This is a genomic window from Nitratifractor sp., assembly GCF_015487065.1.
Taxonomy (GTDB): Bacteria; Campylobacterota; Campylobacteria; order Campylobacterales; family Sulfurovaceae; genus Nitratifractor.
In genome coordinates this window covers 1-20968 of record NZ_WFQN01000029.1, presented here as the reverse complement: position 1 = coordinate 20968, position 20968 = coordinate 1, and the positions used below count along the sequence as shown (strand labels likewise).

The 20968-nt window shown below is 51.6% G+C and carries 18 protein-coding genes; 1 reads left to right on the top strand and 17 read right to left on the bottom strand.

The window, feature by feature from the left end; all coding sequences use genetic code 11:
- Positions 1-2: 2 nt before the first annotated feature.
- From F8I07_RS01405 to accB, 16 genes are all read right to left on the bottom strand, one after another.
- Positions 3-1109 (bottom strand): glycosyltransferase family 4 protein, encoded by a 1107-nt coding sequence (locus F8I07_RS01405; protein ID WP_292654775.1) that lies wholly within the window; start codon positions 1107-1109, stop codon positions 3-5.
- Positions 1106-2911, bottom strand: a complete 1806-nt coding sequence (gene asnB / locus F8I07_RS01400; protein ID WP_292654772.1) for an asparagine synthase (glutamine-hydrolyzing) — start codon at positions 2909-2911, stop codon at positions 1106-1108. Before asnB (F8I07_RS01400) ends, F8I07_RS01405 begins: the two co-directional genes overlap by 4 nt.
- Positions 2912-2914: 3 nt before the next feature.
- Entirely contained in the window at positions 2915-5074 is a 2160-nt protein-coding gene (locus F8I07_RS01395) for an STT3 domain-containing protein (RefSeq protein ID WP_292654770.1), read from the bottom strand.
- A gap of 12 nt (positions 5075-5086) precedes the next feature.
- Positions 5087-6244 (bottom strand): glycosyltransferase, encoded by a 1158-nt coding sequence (locus F8I07_RS01390; protein ID WP_292654767.1) that lies wholly within the window; start codon positions 6242-6244, stop codon positions 5087-5089.
- Positions 6241-8016 (bottom strand): asparagine synthase (glutamine-hydrolyzing), encoded by a 1776-nt coding sequence (gene asnB / locus F8I07_RS01385; RefSeq protein WP_292654764.1) that lies wholly within the window; start codon positions 8014-8016, stop codon positions 6241-6243. Before asnB (F8I07_RS01385) ends, F8I07_RS01390 begins: the two co-directional genes overlap by 4 nt.
- Before the next feature lie 38 nt (positions 8017-8054).
- Positions 8055-8885, bottom strand: coding sequence for a class I SAM-dependent methyltransferase (locus F8I07_RS01380; RefSeq protein WP_292654761.1), 831 nt, complete (start codon positions 8883-8885; stop codon positions 8055-8057).
- Positions 8869-9981 carry a glycosyltransferase gene (locus F8I07_RS01375; protein ID WP_292654759.1) on the bottom strand — a complete coding sequence of 371 codons (1113 nt, stop codon included), beginning with the start codon at positions 9979-9981 and terminating at the stop codon, positions 8869-8871. The genes F8I07_RS01380 and F8I07_RS01375 overlap by 17 nt, the downstream gene beginning before the upstream one ends.
- Positions 9978-11060 carry a glycosyltransferase family 4 protein gene (locus tag F8I07_RS01370; RefSeq protein ID WP_292654755.1) on the bottom strand — a complete coding sequence of 361 codons (1083 nt, stop codon included), beginning with the start codon at positions 11058-11060 and terminating at the stop codon, positions 9978-9980. The genes F8I07_RS01375 and F8I07_RS01370 overlap by 4 nt, the downstream gene beginning before the upstream one ends.
- The gene (locus F8I07_RS01365) at positions 11057-11818 is read right to left on the bottom strand and encodes a methyltransferase domain-containing protein (protein WP_292654752.1); all 762 of its coding nucleotides are present in this window, start codon (positions 11816-11818) and stop codon (positions 11057-11059) included. The genes F8I07_RS01370 and F8I07_RS01365 overlap by 4 nt, the downstream gene beginning before the upstream one ends.
- A gap of 58 nt (positions 11819-11876) precedes the next feature.
- The gene (locus F8I07_RS01360) at positions 11877-12656 is read right to left on the bottom strand and encodes a hypothetical protein (RefSeq protein ID WP_292654749.1); all 780 of its coding nucleotides are present in this window, start codon (positions 12654-12656) and stop codon (positions 11877-11879) included.
- Positions 12657-12673: 17 nt separating this feature from the next.
- Positions 12674-13528, bottom strand: a complete 855-nt coding sequence (locus tag F8I07_RS01355) for a glycosyltransferase family 2 protein (protein WP_292654746.1) — start codon at positions 13526-13528, stop codon at positions 12674-12676.
- Positions 13521-15098 carry an ABC transporter ATP-binding protein gene (locus F8I07_RS01350; RefSeq protein ID WP_292654744.1) on the bottom strand — a complete coding sequence of 526 codons (1578 nt, stop codon included), beginning with the start codon at positions 15096-15098 and terminating at the stop codon, positions 13521-13523. Before F8I07_RS01350 ends, F8I07_RS01355 begins: the two co-directional genes overlap by 8 nt.
- A gap of 120 nt (positions 15099-15218) precedes the next feature.
- Positions 15219-16535 carry a nucleotide sugar dehydrogenase gene (locus F8I07_RS01345; RefSeq protein ID WP_292654740.1) on the bottom strand — a complete coding sequence of 439 codons (1317 nt, stop codon included), beginning with the start codon at positions 16533-16535 and terminating at the stop codon, positions 15219-15221.
- Positions 16536-16773: 238 nt separating this feature from the next.
- Entirely contained in the window at positions 16774-17826 is a 1053-nt protein-coding gene (locus F8I07_RS01340) for an NAD-dependent epimerase (protein ID WP_292654738.1), read from the bottom strand.
- 6 nt (positions 17827-17832) lie between these two features.
- Complete coding sequence (locus F8I07_RS01335) at positions 17833-19173, bottom strand: acetyl-CoA carboxylase biotin carboxylase subunit (RefSeq protein ID WP_292654735.1); 1341 nt, start codon at positions 19171-19173, stop codon at positions 17833-17835.
- A gap of 1 nt (position 19174) precedes the next feature.
- Positions 19175-19645 (bottom strand): acetyl-CoA carboxylase biotin carboxyl carrier protein, encoded by a 471-nt coding sequence (gene accB / locus F8I07_RS01330; protein ID WP_292654733.1) that lies wholly within the window; start codon positions 19643-19645, stop codon positions 19175-19177.
- Between the two features lie 150 nt (positions 19646-19795).
- On the opposite strand from accB, the gene dcd reads away from it, so the two are divergent.
- Positions 19796-20362: a dCTP deaminase gene (gene dcd / locus F8I07_RS01325; RefSeq protein WP_292654730.1), complete on the top strand. Its 567-nt coding sequence runs from the start codon at positions 19796-19798 to the stop codon at positions 20360-20362.
- Positions 20363-20408: 46 nt separating this feature from the next.
- Here dcd and F8I07_RS01320 read toward each other — a convergent pair.
- Positions 20409-20968 (bottom strand): asparagine synthase-related protein (locus tag F8I07_RS01320; protein WP_292654727.1); only part of this gene is annotated, 560 nt, incomplete at its 5' end.

Genomic DNA, 20968 nt, shown 5'->3' with positions numbered 1-20968 from the left:
GTTTATTGTACCAACTCTTCATAGATCGAAAGATAGGCTTCCACCACCCGGCGCACATCAAATTCATCCACGGCGATACGTCGGCTCTCGTTTGCCAATCGTTCTCGTTTCGCGTCATCCGCCAGGAGTTCCCCCATCGCTTCGGCCAGCACCTCGGCATCTCCCGCCGGCACCAGCAGCCCGTTGCCTTCGGGTCGGACCACCTCCCGGCACCCCGGCACGTCCGTCGCCACCAGGGCTTTGCCCATGGCCGCCGCCTCCAGCAGTGTACGCGGTACCCCCTCTCGATAGCTGGGGAGCACCACCAGATCGCTCAGAGCGATCCACTCTCGGACATTCTCCCGAAACCCCAGGGGCTTGACGACCCCCCAGTCGGGATGAAAGGCCCCTTTGTTACCCGGATCACTCTCTCCGATATAGAGAAAATGGGCCTGATCTTTCAATCGTTGTGCCGCTTCCAGATACTCTCTGACCCCCTTGTCCCGGATCACCCGGGCGATCATCAGAACCACCGGTTTCGGCTCCCCGTCGATTCCGGCGATGCGATGCAACTCTTTTGGAGCCTCCATCGGCCGAAAGTGCTCCGTATCGATCCCGCTACTACGCACCAGGCGCGCCTGTTCTTCTCTTACAATGGCCCGATTCAGAAAATAGCGCATATCATCGCTGTTTTGAAAAATGACACGATCGCTTTTTCTTGCCGTCCAGCGGTAGAGACCCTCGATAAGCCGCCGCACCAGGAGGCTCTTCTTCCCTTCATCGATGAAAAAACTTCCCAGTCCGGTCACGGTCTGGATCCGGTGCCTGGGGGCACAGAGGGCTCCGTAGATATTGGGTTTGTGGGTAAAGGCGTGTACGATATCCGGATCCAGATCTCTCAAGATCTCTGCCAGAGAACGGAGGGTTCGCAGCTCTTTGAGAGGGTTGAGGCTCTGACGCAGGATGGGATAGTGCACCACCTCGACCCCTTCCGCAGTGAAACGGTCAGCATGCTCCCCTTTCGGGCAAACGGCATAGACCCGATGCCCCCGACGCAGCAACTCTTTCATCACCGGGAGGCGAAAACGATAGAGATTGAGATCCAGATGACTGAGAAAAGCGATCTTCATCTCCGCTGTTCCTTCCAGATCTCCAGTGCATACATTGTCCAAAGAATCTTGGCCCGTTTCTCAGCAGAGATTCTGAGCCTGCCTTGCAGCAGGCGGTCGATCCAATCACGGTCGATAAACTGCTCGGTATAGGCCCCGGGAGCCAGGGCCTCGTGAATCTTCTCCCGCAGGAGACTCTCGACCCACTCTTTCAACGGCACTTCAAAGCCCCGTTTCGGTTGGCCGGGGAGGGCAGCCGGAAGATAACGTTTCGCCAATTTCCTCAAAATCTTTTTGGTAGTGGTCCCCGCTACTTTGCAGCGCTCCGGCAGACGGGGCGCCAACTCCAGAATCTCCGTTCCCAGAAAAGGGCTTCGTGCCTCCAGGGAGTGGGCCATTGTCGCGATATCCATCTTAACCAGCAAGTCCCCAAACAGCAGCAGTTCAAAATCGAGACAGAGCATTTTCGAGACGCCTTTTAGCTCACAGGAATCTATCGTTCGATCCAGGGAGGCAAGGTAACGGTTCGCACCGAAATCATAGACCCCCTCAAAAAGATCACTTGTCGCCGACAGATAGGCATCGATTCCCGATTTCCCGGCCAATTGCAGCAAGCGGTAGAGGTAGTTGTAACCGGAAAGCTTCTGATGAGGCGGCGGCAGAACTTTTCCCAGAGGCGAGAACCCTTTGGCCAGCCGGAGTAGCGAACGGTTGGCAAAAGGGACATAGCGGCGATATCCGCCAAAGAGTTCATCGGCTCCATCACCGTTGAGTACGACAGTGACATGCTCTTTGGCCGCCCGGCTGACATACCAGCTTGGAATCGCTGACGAATCGGCAAACGGCATACCGTAGGCCCCGAGGATCCGCTCCACATCCCGCTTCAAATCCAGCGAAAGTGCCAGAGTATGGTGCTGCGTTCCATAACGTCGGGCCGTAAGTTCCGCCAGCGGTGCTTCGTCATACCCTCCATCAAATGAAACGGTAAAGGTCTTGAGTCGCTCAGTATATTCTGCCGCCATCGCAACGATCAGGGAACTGTCAATCCCTCCGCTCAAAAAAGCCCCCACTTCCAAATCAGAACTGAGTATCCGCCGCTTGACGCTTCGACGGAGGCGTCGCTCTGTCTCCTCCAGCAACGCCGCTTCACTCCCCTCAAAGAGCGGCGCCCGGTAGAGATCCCGAATGGAGAAATAGCGCCCTTTCTCTTCCCCGAGATTCTCCAGATTGATCCGTCTCCAGCTTCCGTTCGCGATTCGTTCGACTCCGCGATAGGGGGTGAGCCCCCCCGGGAAAAACCCGCAGCGCAGATAGGTAGCAATCGCTTCTTCATCAATTCGAGGTTTCAACACCCGATCCAGAACATTCAACTCACTGGCAAAAAAGAGACGCTGCCCCTCCCGATAGAGAAAAAGCGGTTTTTTCCCGGCACGATCCACTGCCAGAAAGAGTTCTTTTCTTTTCCGGTCCAGAATCGCCAGGGCAAACATTCCATCCAGATCATTGAGCATGCTGCTTCCGTAACGCCGATAGAGCTGCAGCAATGTCTCGGTATCACTCCGAGTCCGGAAGGAGATCCCGGGCAACAACTGCTGCCTCAACTCCAGGTGGTTATAGATCTCCCCATTAAAGACGATAGCATATTCTTCCTCCTCCATCGGCTGGGTTCCCCCGACAAGATCCTGCACCGCCAATCGGGTATGAAAAAGTTCCGTATTGTCATAGCACAGTCTCCCCGCATCATCCGGCCCCCGGTGGGAAAGCGCGGCAAAAACAGTCTGGGAGGAAACCGCAACATTGATGCCTCCGGCGATCCCGCACATTGTCTACTTCTTCAGTCGATAGACTTTGGCCATCGGGGTCAGAATCACCGGTTCGAAGAGATCCGGATCGTTGTTTTCCAGGACAAAAAGCTGAACATAGGCCGAACGATAGGCCCGCTCATCCAGGAGAAGAATCTTATGGTAGTCGCGCATATCAATCAGATAGAGCCCCTCTTTTCCGGGATAGCGTTTGATCTTTTTGTGCAGCTTTCCGTTGGCATCATATTGGGTTACCGCAATCAGACTGAGCGGCAAATGTTTCTTGCCGCTTGTGACGGTTCCGCTCTTCAGATCCACAAAGGCATCCTGACCGAAAATGATCAGATTCCCCTTGCGGGCAAAGCGATTGATCTGATAGAAAGTTGACTGTCGGGAAGGAGTCCCCGTCTTGAGATCCAACCTGCTAAAAAACTCTATCGTCGGATAGATCCCCATCATCCGGTAGGGAAGATAGTAGTAGACATTCCGACTCCTGGAAGGCAGTTTGAATATCGGCTGCCCCAAAGCGATCAGAAACTCCTCCGGATCAGTGAGGTTATAATCCCTCATCATCATCGCCAGGTAGCTCCCGGATTTTTGGGTGGTATAGGCCTGCTCGGTGTACTCTGTATCCAAACGTGCCATACGGGCACTGGCTAGCTGCGGACGGGTCAGCGCGAAACTGACAGGAAAGTTGACATCGCCGCTGTGTTTTCCCCCGTCGATAAGTGTTTTGACATCACTGTAATAACGAATCGGATAACCGTAATCCCACCAGGCCAGAACATAATCTTCCCGCTGCGCAATCTTTTTCAGACGGTCCAAAACTTCCACCTCCGGTTTGCTAAATACCGTGGGGACCTTATAATCGGATATATGGCGGATATTGGGATAAAGTACCGCCGCGAGAATCAACAGCGAGAGGAAGCGCGCCACCCGTTGCCCCTGCCACCGTTCACCGGCCAGGACTCCCGCTAAACGCTGAGAGAACCAGACAGTCGCATATCCCATTCCCAAGGCCATAGGGGGCACCGCATAGACGGTGAAACGCAATCCCCCCTTCATCGCAAGAAATCCCAACCCCATCATCGGCAATGCCAGCCACATCACCGGATATCGCAGAGCAAAGAGAAGATAACCAATCAGAGAGAGGACAAAAAGCACCGGATCCCCGCTAATCCGGTCGGCAAAAATCTCGAAAGGGATTTTTCCCGCTTCCCGCACCGTTTTGCTCACGGCATAAAAGTGCAGGTCCGACGTCCCTGTCCCTCCCGCTACACTCTCCCGAAACAGATACCCCCGAATCTGGAACCAGATTGGGTCCAATCCCCCCATCCCGACAAAGGCAGCCGCAGCGATCAGCAGCAACGGGAAAATCAGGCGATCGGCTTTTTGCTTTCCGAAATGAAAAAAGAGATAGAGCCCCGTCGCCAATCCCCCATCGACCATCCATCCCAAAGGCAATAGCGCCACCAGCATAAACAGAAGCAGTTTGTAAAGATAGGGATTTTTCCGATCAAAGATTAGGGTATAAATGAGTACGATAGCGGCAAAGGCCGTATTGAGCGGCTCGGCGGCCGGGTACCACCAGGTATAGAAAAGCATCATGAAAGCCGTCAAAATCATATAGCGGTTTTTCTGACTCACCACTGCTTTGATCATTCCGTAGAGAACAAAGGTCGGTAAGACGATTGTCAGCATATCGGTATCGTAATATCCCGCCATCGTACGGTTGTAATAACTCCAGACGATTCCGGCAAGCATCGCCGCCAGGAAACCGACCCAATCGAGTCGCAAAACCCGGCCAATCAGCATCATCGGTACCACCAAGAGTGAGCCGAACAGTGCCGGCATCCAGAGGATGATCGTCTCGAACGAAAAGGGAAGCACCCGGGCCAACCATGCTGTCAGGATTGCAAGGGGTGCCTCCACGGGAGAGAGATCATGGGGCTGATGGTGCCCCGCCAGAATATCCCGGGCACCTTCGGCCCAGTAATAGCCGTCGTTGGTGTTGATCATCACCTGCCCATGCCAGAGAAACTCCGGATGCGTTCCCGCCCAGTGAATCCAGAGATAGCGAACCGCCACGGCAAAACTGTAGGCGATCAGCAACAGGAGAACAAACGTTCCCGTCGAAAAACGCCCCTCTTCTACTTTCAAAAATTCCGATTCCCTATTTTTCATACGCTTTTTATCCTAACTTCCATCTAAAATTCCGACCAGTTCCCGAACAATTTTTTCTTTTTGATATCGACGGATACAGTGCCGACTTTTAGCGGCAAGTTCTCGACGTAAATCGGTGTCATTATACACTGTTTCCATTGCCTGGGCCATGGCTTCGACATTCCCGACCGGCACCAGAATTCCACACTTGACGGTCCGGATCCCCACCTCATGCTTCCGGTAGGAGGTCCGCCCCTCCAAAATCTCCCGTGGACCGCTGTGACAGTCCGTAGAGATGACAGGGGTCCCGCAGGCCAGGGCCTCCACCAAAACATTGGGAAAGCCTTCATGGTTGGAAGCGAAAACAAAGCAATCAGCCCGGCGCATCCAGGCGAAAGGATTCCTTCGCCGTCCTATCAGGTAGACCCGGTTTTCGAGACCTAACCGCTTGATCAGATGCCGCAACGCATCTTTCTGCGGTCCCTCTCCGATAATCACCAGTTCCGCATCGCTCTTTTGGAGTATTGCCAGCGCTTCAATGAGCAGCCGATGGTTCTTTCCCTCGTCAAGTCTCCCCACCGTTAAAAAGGTAAATCCCCCCTTCTTCCAGTTCTTCGGTGGCTCCTGCGCTTCCCCTCGGATTTTTTCGAAATCGAAGGGGTTGTAGACCACGATACATTTTTCCGGGGGTACACCAAAATGCGCGATCAGATCCTCTCGATTCCCGTAGGAATTGGACAAAATTCGGTCTGTCCGGGGATAGAGCCGGCGGATCAGCCACCGGTTGAGCCGGGAGGCGATCCCGGGGTAACCGTATTGCAGCGAGGGCATCGCCCGTTCGCTGATGAGGGTTCTCGCACCGCTTCCCATGCTTTTTGCCAGTACATTGATGTAGTTGGGACGGGTCATGAAACTCAGGGAGAGTCCGATCCCGTTTCGGCGGCAGAAATTCCGGTATCGCCAGGCCAGCAGCGGAAGCTTGAGAAACTTTTTCCACCCCGCTTCCGTCGGATCGGAGCGTTCCAGCCAATGGAGTTCCACCTCCTCAGGCACCGGATAGAAGCACGTCTCGTTCATCAGCACCAAGGCCACCTGATAATGTCGCATCAGCTCCGGCAACAGGACAGAGACAACACGCTCGGCCCCACCGGCTCCCATGGAATAGATCAGGATCGACAATCGTCTTTTCATGCAAGATATCTTTCGCGCCACATCTTGTAGATCAACACAAACCAGAGCTTGTTGACATTGACGTATTCACCGGCTTTGAAGCGTGCAAGCATCTTCCTAGGGTAACGCATATCAATGATTTCATCGTCGGTGAAATATCGATCAAAGAGATCGACAAGGTCATTGCGAAACCATTCAAACATGGGAATACCGAAGCCCATCTTCTTGCGATAGACCAGCTCCTTGGGAAGGTAGCGCTCCAAGACCTTTTTGAGGATGTATTTGCTTTCGCCGTTTCGATATTTGTATTCAAAAGGAATCGAAGCGGCATATTCGATGATGCCGTGATCCAGCAGGGGCTCGCGACCTTCGATTGAGTTGGCCATAGTGGCCCGGTCCACTTTCACCAGGATATCGTGGGGTAAGTAGTTGTAAAAATCCCAGAGCATCATCCCTTGCATGGGGTGGATCTTTTCGCCGAAATCGAAAGGCGCCCGATCGAATGCCGCAGCGGGAAGGCCCAGTTCGGCGATATCGTCGCGGTAGTTGGAGAGAATCGTTCGATAGATCGCAAACCAGTCATCACTGCGTAAAATCTTTTGCAAAAAGCCCAGTTTGTGTTCCATGTTTTTGATGGGGATGCGCATCAGGCAGGGTTCGCATCTGCCCACAAGAGAAGCCATGGTTTTGCGCAAAGGCAGTTTATGGAATTTTCTGCCCAGACGATGGGTAAACCAGTAGCGTTCGTATCCGCAGAAGAGCTCGTCGCCCCCGTCGGCGCTGAGCACCACCTTGACGCCGTTTTCTTTGGCCACCTGGCTGACCAGATAGGTGGGGATGCCGCTGCTGTCGCCGAAAGGCTCGTCGTAGATCTCCACGAAATGTTCCAGAATCTCCTTGGCCTGTTGGGCACCCAGAATCTTTTGGGTGTGGCGGGTGCCCAGATGCTTGGCCACCGCCGCGGCGTAGCCCGATTCATCGTACCCGGCTTCGGCAAAGCCGATGGTGAAGGTGTGGATCTGCCCATAGTGCTTTTGCAAAATGGCGCTGACAAGGGAACTGTCGGTGCCGCCGCTGAGAAACACCCCTACCGGGGCGTCGGAGACCATCCGCAGTTTGATGCCCTCGATGAGCCTCTCTTCCAACTCGTTGATGAGCTCCTTTTCGCTCTTTTGGCCGGGGTGAAAGTGCTCTTCGATACGCCAGTAGCGCACGAGTTCACTCTCTCTTTTCTCCAGGTCGTAGCGCAGCAGATGGCCCGGCGGGAGCTTTTTGACATCGTCGAAGATGGCCAGATCGTCGGTAATGTAGCCGAGGGTGAAAAACTGCGCCAGGGCTAGACGGTCGATCCTCTTTCGGCTGATTGGCATCAACGCCCGCAACTCGCTGGCGAAAGCAAAGTTTTCGGGGGTATCGATATAGTAGAGCGGCTTGACCCCCACCCGGTCCCGACAAAGAGTGAGACGGCGCTTCGTTTTGTCGTAGATCGTGAAGGCAAACATTCCGTGGAATTTGTGCAGCGCCTCTTCGCCCCAGCAGTGCCACGCTTTGAGGACCACCTCGCTGTCGGTGGAGCTTTCGAAACGATATCCCAGAGCCTCCAGCTCTTTTTTGATCTCGCGGAAATTGTAGACCTCGCCGTTGTAGACCATGACGAGATTGTCATACGCCATAGGTTGATGGCCGTGGGAGCTCAAATCGAGAATCGAAAGCCGCACATGCCCGAAAGAAACACATTCGTCTTCATAGATACCGCTGTCATCCGGACCGCGGTGACTGATGCTTGTCAGCATCTTCTCCAAAATATGCCTTTTTTTACCGGCAAAACCTACTATTCCGCACATTGACTACTCTTGGAAAATAGAAACTCATTACATGCCAACCCTCCATTGGCGGTATATAGCTTCTCCAATATAAAGTTTTTTTTACGATAAAAATCAAAGATCTCTTCAGGCTTGGCTGTCTCGAAAGGATATCCACCTATCCAATCTATCAAATCATAATAGATCGACATACCTCTGTTTTTTTTGTACTCTTTATATCGGGTCAAAGGATTTTTTAACATCACAATATCTTTTATGGCACCTTTTGTAGTGTTGAATATGACATAGAATATGGTCCAGAAATATCGCATTACAATATTGCTATTATAGGTTCTTTTAACATATGTCCAATATTTCGTCCAGTAAACCTGAGTATTATAAATTGCAATATATAGTTTCCCTTGTTTTTTTAAGGGAATCGTAATATATTCCAAAGCTTTCCACATATTTCCCGTATGGTGTAAAACCCCCCAAGAATATACTATGTCAAATTTTCCCAAATTTTCCATATAAGATTGATCGAGCACATTCCCCTGTTCGATTTTCCAATTAGGATCATCGGGGAAAAATCTCTCTTTAAGTGCTTTTGTGCATGCTACACTTTGCGGATCGTAATCGAAACTGTACACTTTGGCACCCATCATTTTAGCCGCAAGACTGTGTATCCCACTACCACTCCCTGCATCCAAAAACGTTTTGCCATGTAGATCCCCAAGCCAACGGGCCAGTTCCTCTTTCGCATTGTTGATTTGTTCATCTGTCAAATTGTCTAGAAAACTTGACCAGTTCTTCCCAAAATCGAACCGTTTTTCATGTTTTACGTCATTCGATGACTTCATAGATTTTCCTTTCCGTTTCTTGCACCATCTTGACGGTCGAGAAGTTCGTTTCAATCCGAGCCCGTGCCCACTTCCCAAACTGGTCCAGATCGCGCCGCAACATCTGCTCCAACCCTTCATAGAGCGCCGCAACGTCGTTTGAGGGTACCACAAAACCCGTATCTCCTACGATGAAGGCGCTGTCACCCACGTCGGTCACTACACACGGAATCCCGCAGCTCATAGCTTCGGCAACGGAATTGCTGAACCCTTCTCCAAACAAAGACGCTGAGATGGCGATATCCAATCCATTGTAGATCTCTTCCATGTTTTCCCGTCTTCCAAGCCAGACGAATCTAGAGCCATTGATTTCACCAAGGATCGTTTCGCACTCGTTTTTGATGGACGGATCCCCATCCCCGGCGGCGAAAAACTTCACATTTTCATACCTTTCGAGCAGCGCTTTTGCCGCCCGTGCCAGTACCGGATACCCTTTCATCGGATCAAGGCGGGCGACGATCCCGATGGCAATGTCGTTCTCCCTGAGATCATACCGTTTCCGAAACGCCTCTCGTTTGCCCATATCTCTGCGAAACCGTTCAATGTCGATACCGTTGGGGATCACCACCGCCCGCTCCATACAGAATCCGTTCGTTTCGTGAAAAGCGACGCTGGAACGGGAGTTGGCGATGATCCCATCGACCCTGCAGGAGGATTTCTTTTGGAGCCAAAAAAGGAGTTGGGCCATTTTCCCGTATTTGGAAAGATCCATATCGGAAGCACGAAAGCCCCAGATCAATCTGGTCTGCTTCGATTTGCACCAGAGCGAAAAGAGATTCATCTCTCCCATGAACGAATAGATCACATCCGGCCGTATTTCGTTCAGAAGTCCCCGATATTTCCGGTAAAAGCCAAAAATATCGTACCGACCCTTTTTCCCCAGATTGTAGTATGTAATTCCGGGAATCTCCCGCACGATCGATTCCTGGACACCCCCGTACATCGTGCATACCGTTACCTCAAACTTCGTTTTGTCGATCCCTTTGACCAGTTCGATGAACTGCCGTTCGGCACCTCCGATGTCGAGGGAACGGATCGCCAATACGAGTCGGATCACCTTTCCCCCCCGTGGCTCTCGCTCTCCGCAACACGCCGGATGAGTTGTTCCCACTCGCCTGAAATTTTCTCGATCGAATATTTTTCCCGTACTTTTTTCGCTTCCTCGCCCAGCTTGTTTCTCAACTCCGGAGCTTCGATCAAACGTTCCAATGCTTCTCGCAGCTTCTCTTCGTTCTGATTTTCAACCAGGATCCCATTGATTCCGTCTTCGATGATCTCACCGGGACCGTAGGGACAGTCGAAGCTGACAACGGCACAATCCATCGACATCGCCTCCAGCAAAACGTTGGGAAATCCTTCCCGACTGGAAGAGAGGACGAAAATCGACGCCCGGGCATACCAGTCGAAAATCGCTTTCGTCCTGCCGATCAGCTCGATATTGGAGGCTCCCAGATTTTCGATCAATTTTTCTAGATTTTCTCTCTCGTTCCCTTCCCCCGCGATCACGAGCTTCCAGTCACTCCGACCGGTACCGTGAAAGGCACGGATCAGTTTGTCGAAGCCTTTTTGTTTATCCAGTCTCCCTGCTCCGAGAACGAGTTTTTCTTTTTTAAAAACATTTTTCGAGAACCCGTTTGACAGAGGATTGTAGATGACATGAATATTTTTCAGGTATTTGTAGTTATCTTTGTCCCCGTAAGTTTGCGTCACAAGTGCGTCACTAAAAGGGTAGATAAGCCGTCTCAATCCATTCAGTTTTGGTGATTTCCAGTAATCGAATGTTATTCGTTCAGAGATGATGATTTTATAACCAGAAATTTTCGAAGCGATGACGGCCAAAAAATTGGTCTGCGTCATGAATGAAATCACGACGTCCGGATCCTCGTTTCGCAGGACTTCCACCAATTCTCGAATTCTTCGTAATGTATTCCCCGTGGTATCAAATATATGTTTGGACTCCCTCATAAGGCCGAGCTGAATCAACCGCACCTCATCACTCAATGGGTAAAACGGCGGCTCGTCGGAAATCGTCACAATAACAACTTCGCATGATTGGCTGAAATGGTTCGCCAAAGTCGTCAATACCCTTTCCGCACCGCCCGCAGAAAGGGAGGAAATGACGAATAGGAGCTTCATTTTCCCAGCTTTCCAATATAGATGACATATGGGGAGAGGTATTTCGAATCGAGTCGTATGTTCGTCAGTCGATGAAAATGATACAACGGTTTTCCCGGTACTGCAAGCAGTTTCCGAAGAGCGTTTTCGTATCGATTCCCAGATAAATTGACTACACCTCCTTGGTATAAACCGTAATAATCGCAGAAAAGAGTCTTATATCCGGCTGCTTCATGAGAATCTTTCAGATCTTCTCTTGTATATGGAATATGGATATCATAGACCGCTTGATTCAAAGATTTTTGTAACAGCCCTATAATCCCGTTCATATTGGGGATCAAGGTAACAATGATACCGCCTTTTTTGATATACAACTTGGTATGAGCAATACTGCCTCGTAAGTTTTCGAAATGCTCGAAAACACCAAAAGAAGTTACGACGTCATATTTTTCCGCTTCTTTGTCGGAGAAAAAATCCCTGTAATATATGTTAGCCTCCAGGCCCATCGACTCGTAAATCTGTTTCGTCCGCTCTACGGCTATCGGTTCGTAATCAAACCCGTTGATTCTATACCCGAAATGTTTATGGAAATAAGGCAAATATGAAGAGAAAGCACAGCCGATCTCCACGATCGTTTTTGTACCATCTATCGGTAAATAACGTCGATACAACTCGTGAAGAAGTTTGTTGGTGTAGTACTCAATATCAATTTCGTTAATCAGTGTTTTGCTATCCCACACGGCATTCCAGTATTCTTCACCAGCTTTGTCAGCTCCCATATCCCACCTTCTAATATTCAAACTTTTGAATCCATTGCATTTCGTTTTCAATCCATGTTCACAGTTCGGATAATCCCAGCATAACCCGGATGCGGTTTCTCCAAGCTGCTGGAACAGATATTCGGACAAACCGCCGCAGTTGACTGCCCTGCATCCGTCGCACTTCCTCTTCGGTCCAGTAGTCCCGTGTCGTATCGATAGGGACGCCTTTGTCTTTCCAATAACGTACAAACGGGAAAAACTTCCCTTTTTCCACGAAATGGGTATACCGGATCAGCGGTTCTTTAGCAACAAAAAACCGAGATGCGTTGGCCAACGCTTCCTCCGTCTTGCCTCCACGGACCTCGAATTCCCAGGGATTGAAATCGTATTCGAGCAGTTTTCGCAAAAAATCACGCTTCCAGATTGCAATCTGCAAAGAGGTAGCATAAGGAGGACGCTTTTCGATCGCGATCCGCATAAAGTCGTGATCGAACGGAAGATCGCCCGGAGGATTCGGTACCAGTCTCAGATAGACCGCGTCGTGCTCTCTGACAAAGCGGTAGGTCTTCTCCAGACGCTCATTCGATACTTCCTCCAGGATGGCGAAATCGTCCAACATCAAAATGATGTATTCGGACTCAATCGCATCGAGATATTCCGCCAGACTGCGGGAGAACGAACGGTCTACACCTCGATCGATCAGTTGCCAACCCTCTGGAACTTTGTCAATGTCCGCCTCTCCGTTGGCCCCCAGATAGATCGGCGGATGATCCGGCCAGTTTTTTCGGATGAAATGGTGGGTAATCGGCCACAGATCCGCTGCTTTGGCATGACTGGCGATGAGAACCGGATACATGAATTTCCTTTTCCCCTTCAAAAAATCGTTTTGATTGTACGATTCACCTTGAACGAATAATAGAGATATTTTAGCAGGTGTTTTAGATAAAGTCCCGGTTGTTTGAAAAGTACCCGGGGATAATGCGTGACGAACCATTTCGACTCGAAAAAGAAAGACTCAGGATATCGATCGCGGATATCGGTGCTGAGACTTGCCCCCTCTCGATAGTAGATCCTCAGTATCTTATTGCAAAAGAGCGACAAATTCCCCGCTTCAAAAGCAATCCGGCTCCAGAAAAAACTTTCCGGTATGAAGCGAAGTCCTCTCGCCTCTTCCGGTATCACGAAGGATTTTCTGAGATTGTCGGTCTTGAGTACCGCCCAGGTTTCTCCCAGACCGAGTTTTCTCCACTTGAAAACCGCTTCTTCGGTCGGAACGAGCCTGCCGACAATCGGATAGTCGTTGCCGATCCGGTTTCCGTGCTGATCCTGGCACAGTACACCGATACCGTCGCAGCGTTTGCGCTCCTCCGCCGTCAATCCCATCCAAAGATCGTAAAAAGTCTCGACGGTCTCCGGAACGAACCGGTCGTCACTGTCAGCAAACAAGAAAAGCTCCCCCCTAGCTATAGGGATGGCCCGCAGTGCGGCAGCGGCTTTGCCCCTGTTCTCCTGGCGGATATAGATAATGGGAAACTCCGATTCAGTTTTCCAGCGTTCGATCAGTGCTTCCGTTTCATCCGTCGAACCGTCATCGACCACGATCCACTCGAAAAGATATTCCCCGTTCTTTTTTTGCAATGTCTGATTGCATATACTCTCATAAACCCGATGCAACGTATGAACCCGATTATATGTTGGAGTAAAAAGAGTCAAAAAACGTTCATCCATAAATCTCCCCGTTTTCTACTCTGTATATCTTTTGACATCGATTCAAGGTGCTCAATCTATGTGCCACGACAATGAGTGTCTTCTCTCCACTTACTGCATAGATCTCATCCATCACTTTGGCTTCGGTTTCATTATCCAACGCTGATGTCGCCTCATCAAGTACCAGTATTTCCGGATCATCATAAAGTGCTCTCGCTATGGCAATACGCTGTTTTTGTCCGCCGCTCAATTTGATCCCCCCTTCGCCGACACGGGTATCAATGCCCTTTTGATGGGTCTCCAAAAATTCAAGGATATTGGCCTTTTCAAGAACACTTTTGACCCTCTCCCGGTCGATCTCGCTGCCAAAAGCAACATTCTCCGCAACCGTGCCGTCAAAGAGATAAACACTCTGGGGAATGTAACCTATCTTCTTCCTCCAGCTTTTAAGGTTTTTGGCTTCAAGCAATACATCATCCACATAGACCGCACCGCTTAGCGGTTTATATAAGCCGATAACAATATCGACCAGGGTCGATTTGCCGCTTCCGCTCTCACCGACTAGACCGATTCGCTCTCCCTTTCTGATCTCCAGGTTCACCTTCTTCAGAATCGGCTTATTTTCCTCATAGGCAAAACTCACATTTTCAAGCCGGATCTTCTTTTCGAATACCACCGGTTCATCACCGAGCTCTTCCGGCTCGTAGATAAGCTCATTATGGATAATCTGTAAAGATTTATTGTAAAAAAGAATCTCATTATAAGAGGCGAAGATCCTGTTTACACTCGGCATCAGACGATAAAGTCCCACTACAAATACCATCAAAACAGGCAGAGCCCCCTGAATATCGGTATGATACTTGAGGATAAGATAGATAACAATGATCGCCACAAGACTAAAACCGATCATTTCCAAAAAGAGACGGGGGAACTGTGAAAGTGTCTGATTTTTTATATTGGCCTGCGCAAAACCGAAACTCGCCCTACCAAACTCTTCCAGAAGATGCTCCTCTTCCGATTTGAGTTTGATGATCTTGAAATTGCCGAATGACTTGTTTATCACCTCATAAAATCTCTGTTGGAAACCTTCACGCTCCTCTCCGGCCTTTTTGATCTTGGTCGAAACAAATAACTTTAGCAAAACAAGATTGAAACCCAAAAAAATTGTTAAAAGCAATGTCATTTTCCAGTTGACATAAATCAACATCCCATAAATCAAAATCAATACAAAAACTTCACTCATCATAAACAGAGCTGCTGAAATCAAAGCAACGAGATTATTCGCCTCATTGATGATATTTTTTAGGAGATGGGAACTATTTTTGTCAATAAAACACTGATACTCCATCCCCATATAATTTTCAAACAGCCTATAGGCCAAAAGATGGTAGCGCCCCTGTGCAAATCTATTAAGCGCATAGAAATAAGCCAAATTCAAAACAGCACGAAAAATATAAAAGGCAACCAATACCAAACCGAAAGCTACTACAAAATCAGTCGGTCGTGAAAATCCGAAAATATCATAGACCTTATATAGATAACGGTTCGATTGTATTTGAGTAAAATCACTTGCCACGGAAATAAACGGCATTATAGCTCCTATCCCCACCATCTCGACAAGGGAAATTATTATAGAGAAAAGGAGAAGCCAAAGAAGCAGTATTTTGTCTCTTCTATTTAAAAGTTGATTGAGCTTTTGAAGGATTTGCAATTACAGCCTCCCATCCACTCTGTCCTTATCCATCATTCCCTTGATATCAAAAACCACCATATCGTCATCGCTATTCAGATCCAGTGTTTTGAATTCGTTATGGGCTACAGCCAACACGACGGCGTCGTAATTGGTCGATAGTCTTTGGTCTATGGTTTTTAGTAGTTCGATACCGTATTCGTGTTTGACCTCCTCAGGGTCGGCCCAGGGATCATAGACGTCAACCTCGCAGCCGAAGTCCTGGAGTTCGCGGATCACGTCGATGACGCGGCTGTTGCGGATGTCGGGGCAGTTCTCTTTGAAGGTGATGCCCAAGACCAGGACTTTGGCCCCTTTGACCTTGTGGCCTTTGTGGATCATCAGTTTGACCACTTTGTTGGCTACGTGAATCCCCATGTTGTCGTTGATGCGGCGGCCGGAGAGGATGACCTCCGGATGGTAGCCCACCTCTTTGGCTTTGTAGGTGAGGTAGTAGGGGTCGACCCCGATGCAGTGGCCGCCTACGAGTCCAGGCTTGAAGGGTAGGAAGTTCCATTTGGTCCCCGCGGCGGCCAGGACGTCGTGGGTATCGATGCCAAGCTTGTCAAAAATCAGGGCCAGTTCGTTAACAAAGGCAATATTGATATCCCTCTGGGCGTTTTCGATCACCTTGGCCGCCTCCGCTACCCGGATGCTGGGAGCCAGGTGAGTACCGGCGGTGATAACACTGGCGTAGAAGGCATCGATCTCTTTGGCGATCTCGGGGGTGGAGCCGGAGGTGACTTTGAGGATCTTGGTGACGGTGTGCTCCTTGTCGCCGGGATTGATCCGTTCGGGACTGTAGCCGCAGTAGAAGCCTTCGACTCTCGTTTTTGGTTTTTGGTTTTTGGTTGCTGGATTTTCGGATGAGATGTATTTGAGGCCGGAGACCTTTTCCAGGATGGGGACGCAGACCTCTTCGGTGGTACCGGGGTAGACGGTGGATTCATAGATGACGATATCGTCGGCTTTGAGGACCTTGCCGATGGATTCGCTGGCCTTTTTGAGCGGGGTCAGATCAGGGGTCTTGTGCTCATCGATGGGGGTAGGGACGGTGACGATGTAGACATTGCAATCTTTGATCTCATCCAGCCAGTTGGTGAAAACCATGCCGTTGGCAATCGCCTCTTTGACCTGTGCGTCACTGAGCTCCAGAGTCCGGTCGTGTCCTTGTCGTAGTTCGTCAATGCGCCACTGGGCGATATCGAAACCGACAACATCGTATTTGGTGCTAAAAGCATGGGCGAGGGGAAGCCCGACATATCCCAGGCCGATGACGGCGATTTTTTTATTTCCCATAAAGACCCTCCACCTTCGTATGACTTTAGTATAGTCCATATCATCCCATATGAAACCACTTTCTATATAATTCCCTTCTCCCCTACAGCAGAGATAACGGTGTTGTTTTTCAACATATAATAAATTATTCGAATTGCAAAATTACCATTTTACTCATAGGGTGTCAAATAAAGAATATAGGTTTTTAGAACGATCTTCCAGAACGTCTAAAAAAGTTCGATTTCTTCAAATACACTTTTCAACCATAAAACTCCCGGTACCACTCGACAAACTGATCGATCCCCTCCTGAATCGGCGTCGCGGGCTTGTACCCGAGGTCCTTGATCAAATCACTGACATCGGCATAGGTAGCCGGCACGTCGCCGGGTTGGATCGGCAGGAGGTTCTTCTGTGCCTCTTTTCCGACGGCCTTTTCGATGGCGGTGATGAAATCCATCAGTTTGACGGGATTGTTGTTGCCGATGTTGTAGATCTTGTAGGGGGCTCTGGAGCTGCCGGGATCGGGATGCTTGCCGCTCCACTCGGGATTGCCCTTGGGGGGATGGTCGATGACGCGCACCAGCCCCTCGACGATATCGTCCACATAGGTAAAATCCCGTCGCATATCCCCGTAATTGTAGACGTCGATGGGGCGGCCTTCCAGTATTGCCTTGGTAAAAAGGAAAAGGGCCATATCGGGCCGTCCCCAGGGACCGTAGACGGTGAAGAAACGCAGCCCCGTCGTCGGCAGGCCGTAGAGGTGGCTGTAGGTGTGGGCCATCAATTCGTTGGACTTTTTACTGGCGGCGTAGAGACTGATGGGATGGTCGACGTTGTCGTGGACGCTGAAGGGCATCGTCTCGTTGAGGCCGTAGACACTGGAGCTGCTGGCGTAGGCCAAGTGTCCCACATTATTGTGGCGGCAGGCCTCCAGGAGATTGACGAAGCCGACGATATTGCTGTCGATGTAAGCGTGGGGATTGACCAGGCTGTAGCGCACTCCCGCCTGGGCGGCCAGGTTGCAGACCGCGTCGAAGCGCTCTTTTTCAAAAAGCTCGTCGATGGCGGCGCGATCTTCCAGGTTGAGCTTGACGAAACGATAGTTCTCGTATTTGTCACTCCGAACAGGCTTGGCGTACTCGATCGCCTCGTCCCCAACGATGCCCGTTTCGCGCAGTCGGCCGTATTTGACCCGCACGTCGTAGTAGTCGTTGATGTTGTCGAGGCCGACCACCTCATCACCCCGTTCCAGCAGACGTTTGGCCAGATGAAAGCCGATGAATCCGGCGGTGCCGGTGACGAGAATTTTCATAGAGATCTAGCCTTTGTAGTTTTCGAGGTATTTGGTGTCGAAGTTGTTGGAGATGAAGTCTTCGTTGCGCATCATTTTGCGGTGGAACTCGATGACGGTGCGCACGCCGCCGACCTCGAACTCGTCCAGTGCCCGGCGCATCTTGGCGATGGCCCGGTCGCGGTTTTCGCCCCAGACGATCAGTTTGCCGATCATGGAGTCGTAGTGGGTGGGGATGATGTAGTTGCAGTAGGCATGGGTGTCGATGCGGACATCCTTGCCTCCGGGGGCGATCCACTTCTGGATCTTGCCGGGACTGGGAAGGAAGGTCACCGGATCCTCGGCGGTGATCCGGCACTCGATGGCGTGACCTTTGAGGGTGATCTCTTCCTGGGAGGGAAGAGCCTCCCCTTCGGCGACCCGGATCATCCACTCGATGATGTCGATACCGCTGACCATTTCGCTGACACAGTGCTCCACCTGCAGACGGGTGTTCATCTCCATGAAGTAGAAGTTTTTGTGCTTGTCCACGAGGAATTCGAAAGTCCCTGCCCCCTCGTAACCGATATGTTTCGTCGCCCGCACCGCCGCCTCGAGAAGCTCCTGCCGTCTCGCCTCGTCCAGAACCAGGGCGGGAGACTCCTCGATGAGCTTCTGGTGGCGCCGCTGCATGGAGCAGTCCCGCTCCCCGATGTGAATGGCGTTGCCGTGGCTGTCCCCCATCACCTGCACCTCCACATGGCGGGGGGCTTCGATGAACTTCTCCATATAGAGGGTCCCGTCGGCGAAGGCATTGACCGCTTCGGCTTCGCAGGCCAGAAAGGCATTTTCGATGTAGCTCTCGTCCTCCACGACGCGCATCCCCCGGCCACCGCCGCCGGCGGCGGCTTTGAGGATGACGGGGTAGCCGATCTCTTTGGCCAGTTTCTTGGCAGTTTCGGCGTCGGGGACGGCTCCGTCGCTTCCGGGGATCGTCGGCACACCCGCTTCGGCCATCACCTGCTTGGCCTTGGATTTGTCGGCCATCATCTGCATGACCTCCACCCCGGGGCCGATGAATTTGAGGCCGTGGTGGCCGCAGATCTCCACGAAGTTCTGGTTCTCGCTCAAAAAGCCGTAACCGGGAAAGACCGCATCACACTCCGCCAGCTCCGCTGCGGAGATGATGGCGGGGATGTTGAGATAGCTTTCGTGGGCTTTGGGACCGCCGATGCAGATGGCGGCGTCGGCCAGCTTCAGATAGTGGGCATCTTTGTCGGCGGTGGAGTAGACCGCGACCGCTTCTTTGCCCATCTCCTTGATGGTCCGGATCGCCCGCAGAGCGATCTCTCCCCGGTTGGCGATGAGGATCCGCTTGATCTCAGCCATCTCAGAGCTTCTCCACCCGGAAGAGGGGTTTGTCGTACTCCACCGGCTCGCCGTCTTCGACCAGAATCTCCAGGATCTTGCAGTCGTATTCGGCCTCCAGCTCGTTCATGATCTTCATCGCCTCCAGAATACAGAGGGTCTGGCCTTTGCGGACGGTATCGCCGACCTTGACGAAAGGAGGAGAATCGGGAGAGGGCGCCGCGTAAAAGGTCCCGACCATGGGGGAGGTGATCAGCTCTCCTTTGGCGACAGGTTCCCCCTGTGTCTCTTCGGCGGCGGGAGCCGAAGCAGGCACGGCAGTAGGGGCAGCGGTCGAAACGGCCGGCGCGGTTTTGGCGACAGGGGCCGCCTCCACGACGACGGTCCCGCCCTTCTCCATCTCGATCTCGAAATCCTTCTGTTTGATCTGGATCCGGTCCAGTTTGCTCTTGCCGAAAAGCCGCATCAGTTCTTTGATCTCATCAAATTTCATTCTTCGTTTCTCCTCTGCTTTCAAGGGCTTTACGACCCCCTTGAGATATAATGGCATCATTATATCCATACTTGCATAACAAAGCGTTTTTGCACCGAATTCCCCCGAAATGCGGCTTTTTTGGCCGGAAATTACCCAAAAGGAATGAAAATGGGCCTCAAATCAGACTCCTGGATCCGAAAGATGTCTCTGGAACATGAGATGATCACCCCTTTCTGCGAAGGGTTGGTCGGCGAGGGGGTCGTCAGCTACGGGCTCAGCAGCTACGGCTACGATATCCGCGTCAGCGACGAGTTCAAGATCTTCACCAACATCAACGCCGAAGTGGTGGACCCCAAGGATTTCAGCGAAAACAACGTCGTCGATTTCAAAGGGGATATCTGCATCGTCCCCCCCAACTCCTTCGCCCTGGCGCGCACCGTGGAGTATTTCCGCATGCCCCCCGACGTCCTGGCGATCTGCCTGGGCAAAAGCACCTACGCCCGCTGCGGAATCATCGTCAACGTCACCCCTTTCGAGCCCGGCTTCGAAGGCCACATCACCATCGAGATCTCCAACACCACCCCCCTGCCTGCGAAGATCTACGCCAACGAAGGGATCGCCCAGGTGCTCTTCCTCCAGGGAGACGAGCCCTGCGAAACCACCTACGCCGACCGGCGGGGGAAATATCAGCAGCAGACGGGCATCACGCTGCCGAGAATCCTTCGGAAGGATTGAGAATTGAGGATGGAGAATGGAGAGTAAAAACCTAAATTCTCAACTCTCAATTCTCCATCCTCAATTTTGATTCCATCCACCTCGCCAGCAGATAAAGCGGAAAGAGGTGCTGGCGGAATCTGCCCCGGTCGGCCCGCGACGTCAGGAACCTCAGCTGCTCCTCCCGGAAAAGCCCCGTTTTTTGCTGGACTCGCCAGAGGGCTTCGACACCGTCCTCTTCGAGGATCCATTCGATGAAGGGGTAGTTGAGTCCCTTCTTTTTGCGATGGACGATTGCTGAGGGCAGGTAGGGCTCGGCCACCTTTTTGAGGAGCCCTTTGGGGGCGGTCTCGAGGCGCAGCTGCGGATCGGCGGCGAAGGCGGTTTCGATCACCCGGCGGTCCAGAAAGGGGGAGCGGGCTTCGATCCCGGCAGCCATGCTGACCCGGTCCTGCTTGACCAGATAGACCTCCCCCAGCATCACCTTCAGATCCAGGTAGCTGTACCAGTCGACGGGGTGGGAGCGCGCCGAAGCTTCGAAACGCTCCAGCCAGGGGCGGATCGCCTCCAGGTTCTGCCCGTCTCTGACATTCTGTTTGAGAAGCCGGTTAAGCTGCAGATCGGTAT

What these genes read in the sequence shown, in the direction of transcription:
- F8I07_RS01370 (WP_292654755.1), bottom strand. Translation starts at nt 11,060, where the DNA reads ATGAAGCTCCTATTCGTCATTTCCTCCCTTTCTGCGGGCGGTGCGGAA.
- F8I07_RS01380 (WP_292654761.1), bottom strand. Translation starts at nt 8,885, where the DNA reads ATGAAGTCATCGAATGACGTAAAACATGAAAAACGGTTCGATTTTGGG.
- F8I07_RS01360 (WP_292654749.1), bottom strand. Translation starts at nt 12,656, where the DNA reads ATGTATCCGGTTCTCATCGCCAGTCATGCCAAAGCAGCGGATCTGTGG.
- F8I07_RS01355 (WP_292654746.1), bottom strand. Translation starts at nt 13,528, where the DNA reads ATGGATGAACGTTTTTTGACTCTTTTTACTCCAACATATAATCGGGTT.
- accB (WP_292654733.1), bottom strand. Translation starts at nt 19,645, where the DNA reads ATGAAATTTGATGAGATCAAAGAACTGATGCGGCTTTTCGGCAAGAGC.
- F8I07_RS01365 (WP_292654752.1), bottom strand. Translation starts at nt 11,818, where the DNA reads ATGGGAGCTGACAAAGCTGGTGAAGAATACTGGAATGCCGTGTGGGAT.
- asnB (WP_292654764.1), bottom strand. Translation starts at nt 8,016, where the DNA reads ATGCTGACAAGCATCAGTCACCGCGGTCCGGATGACAGCGGTATCTAT.
- asnB (WP_292654772.1), bottom strand. Translation starts at nt 2,911, where the DNA reads ATGTGCGGGATCGCCGGAGGCATCAATGTTGCGGTTTCCTCCCAGACT.
- F8I07_RS01350 (WP_292654744.1), bottom strand. Translation starts at nt 15,098, where the DNA reads ATGCCGTTTATTTCCGTGGCAAGTGATTTTACTCAAATACAATCGAAC.
- F8I07_RS01390 (WP_292654767.1), bottom strand. Translation starts at nt 6,244, where the DNA reads ATGAAAAGACGATTGTCGATCCTGATCTATTCCATGGGAGCCGGTGGG.
- F8I07_RS01340 (WP_292654738.1), bottom strand. Translation starts at nt 17,826, where the DNA reads ATGAAAATTCTCGTCACCGGCACCGCCGGATTCATCGGCTTTCATCTG.
- F8I07_RS01345 (WP_292654740.1), bottom strand. Translation starts at nt 16,535, where the DNA reads ATGGGAAATAAAAAAATCGCCGTCATCGGCCTGGGATATGTCGGGCTT.
- F8I07_RS01335 (WP_292654735.1), bottom strand. Translation starts at nt 19,173, where the DNA reads ATGGCTGAGATCAAGCGGATCCTCATCGCCAACCGGGGAGAGATCGCT.
- dcd (WP_292654730.1), top strand. Translation starts at nt 19,796, where the DNA reads ATGGGCCTCAAATCAGACTCCTGGATCCGAAAGATGTCTCTGGAACAT.
- F8I07_RS01405 (WP_292654775.1), bottom strand. Translation starts at nt 1,109, where the DNA reads ATGAAGATCGCTTTTCTCAGTCATCTGGATCTCAATCTCTATCGTTTT.
- F8I07_RS01395 (WP_292654770.1), bottom strand. Translation starts at nt 5,074, where the DNA reads ATGAAAAATAGGGAATCGGAATTTTTGAAAGTAGAAGAGGGGCGTTTT.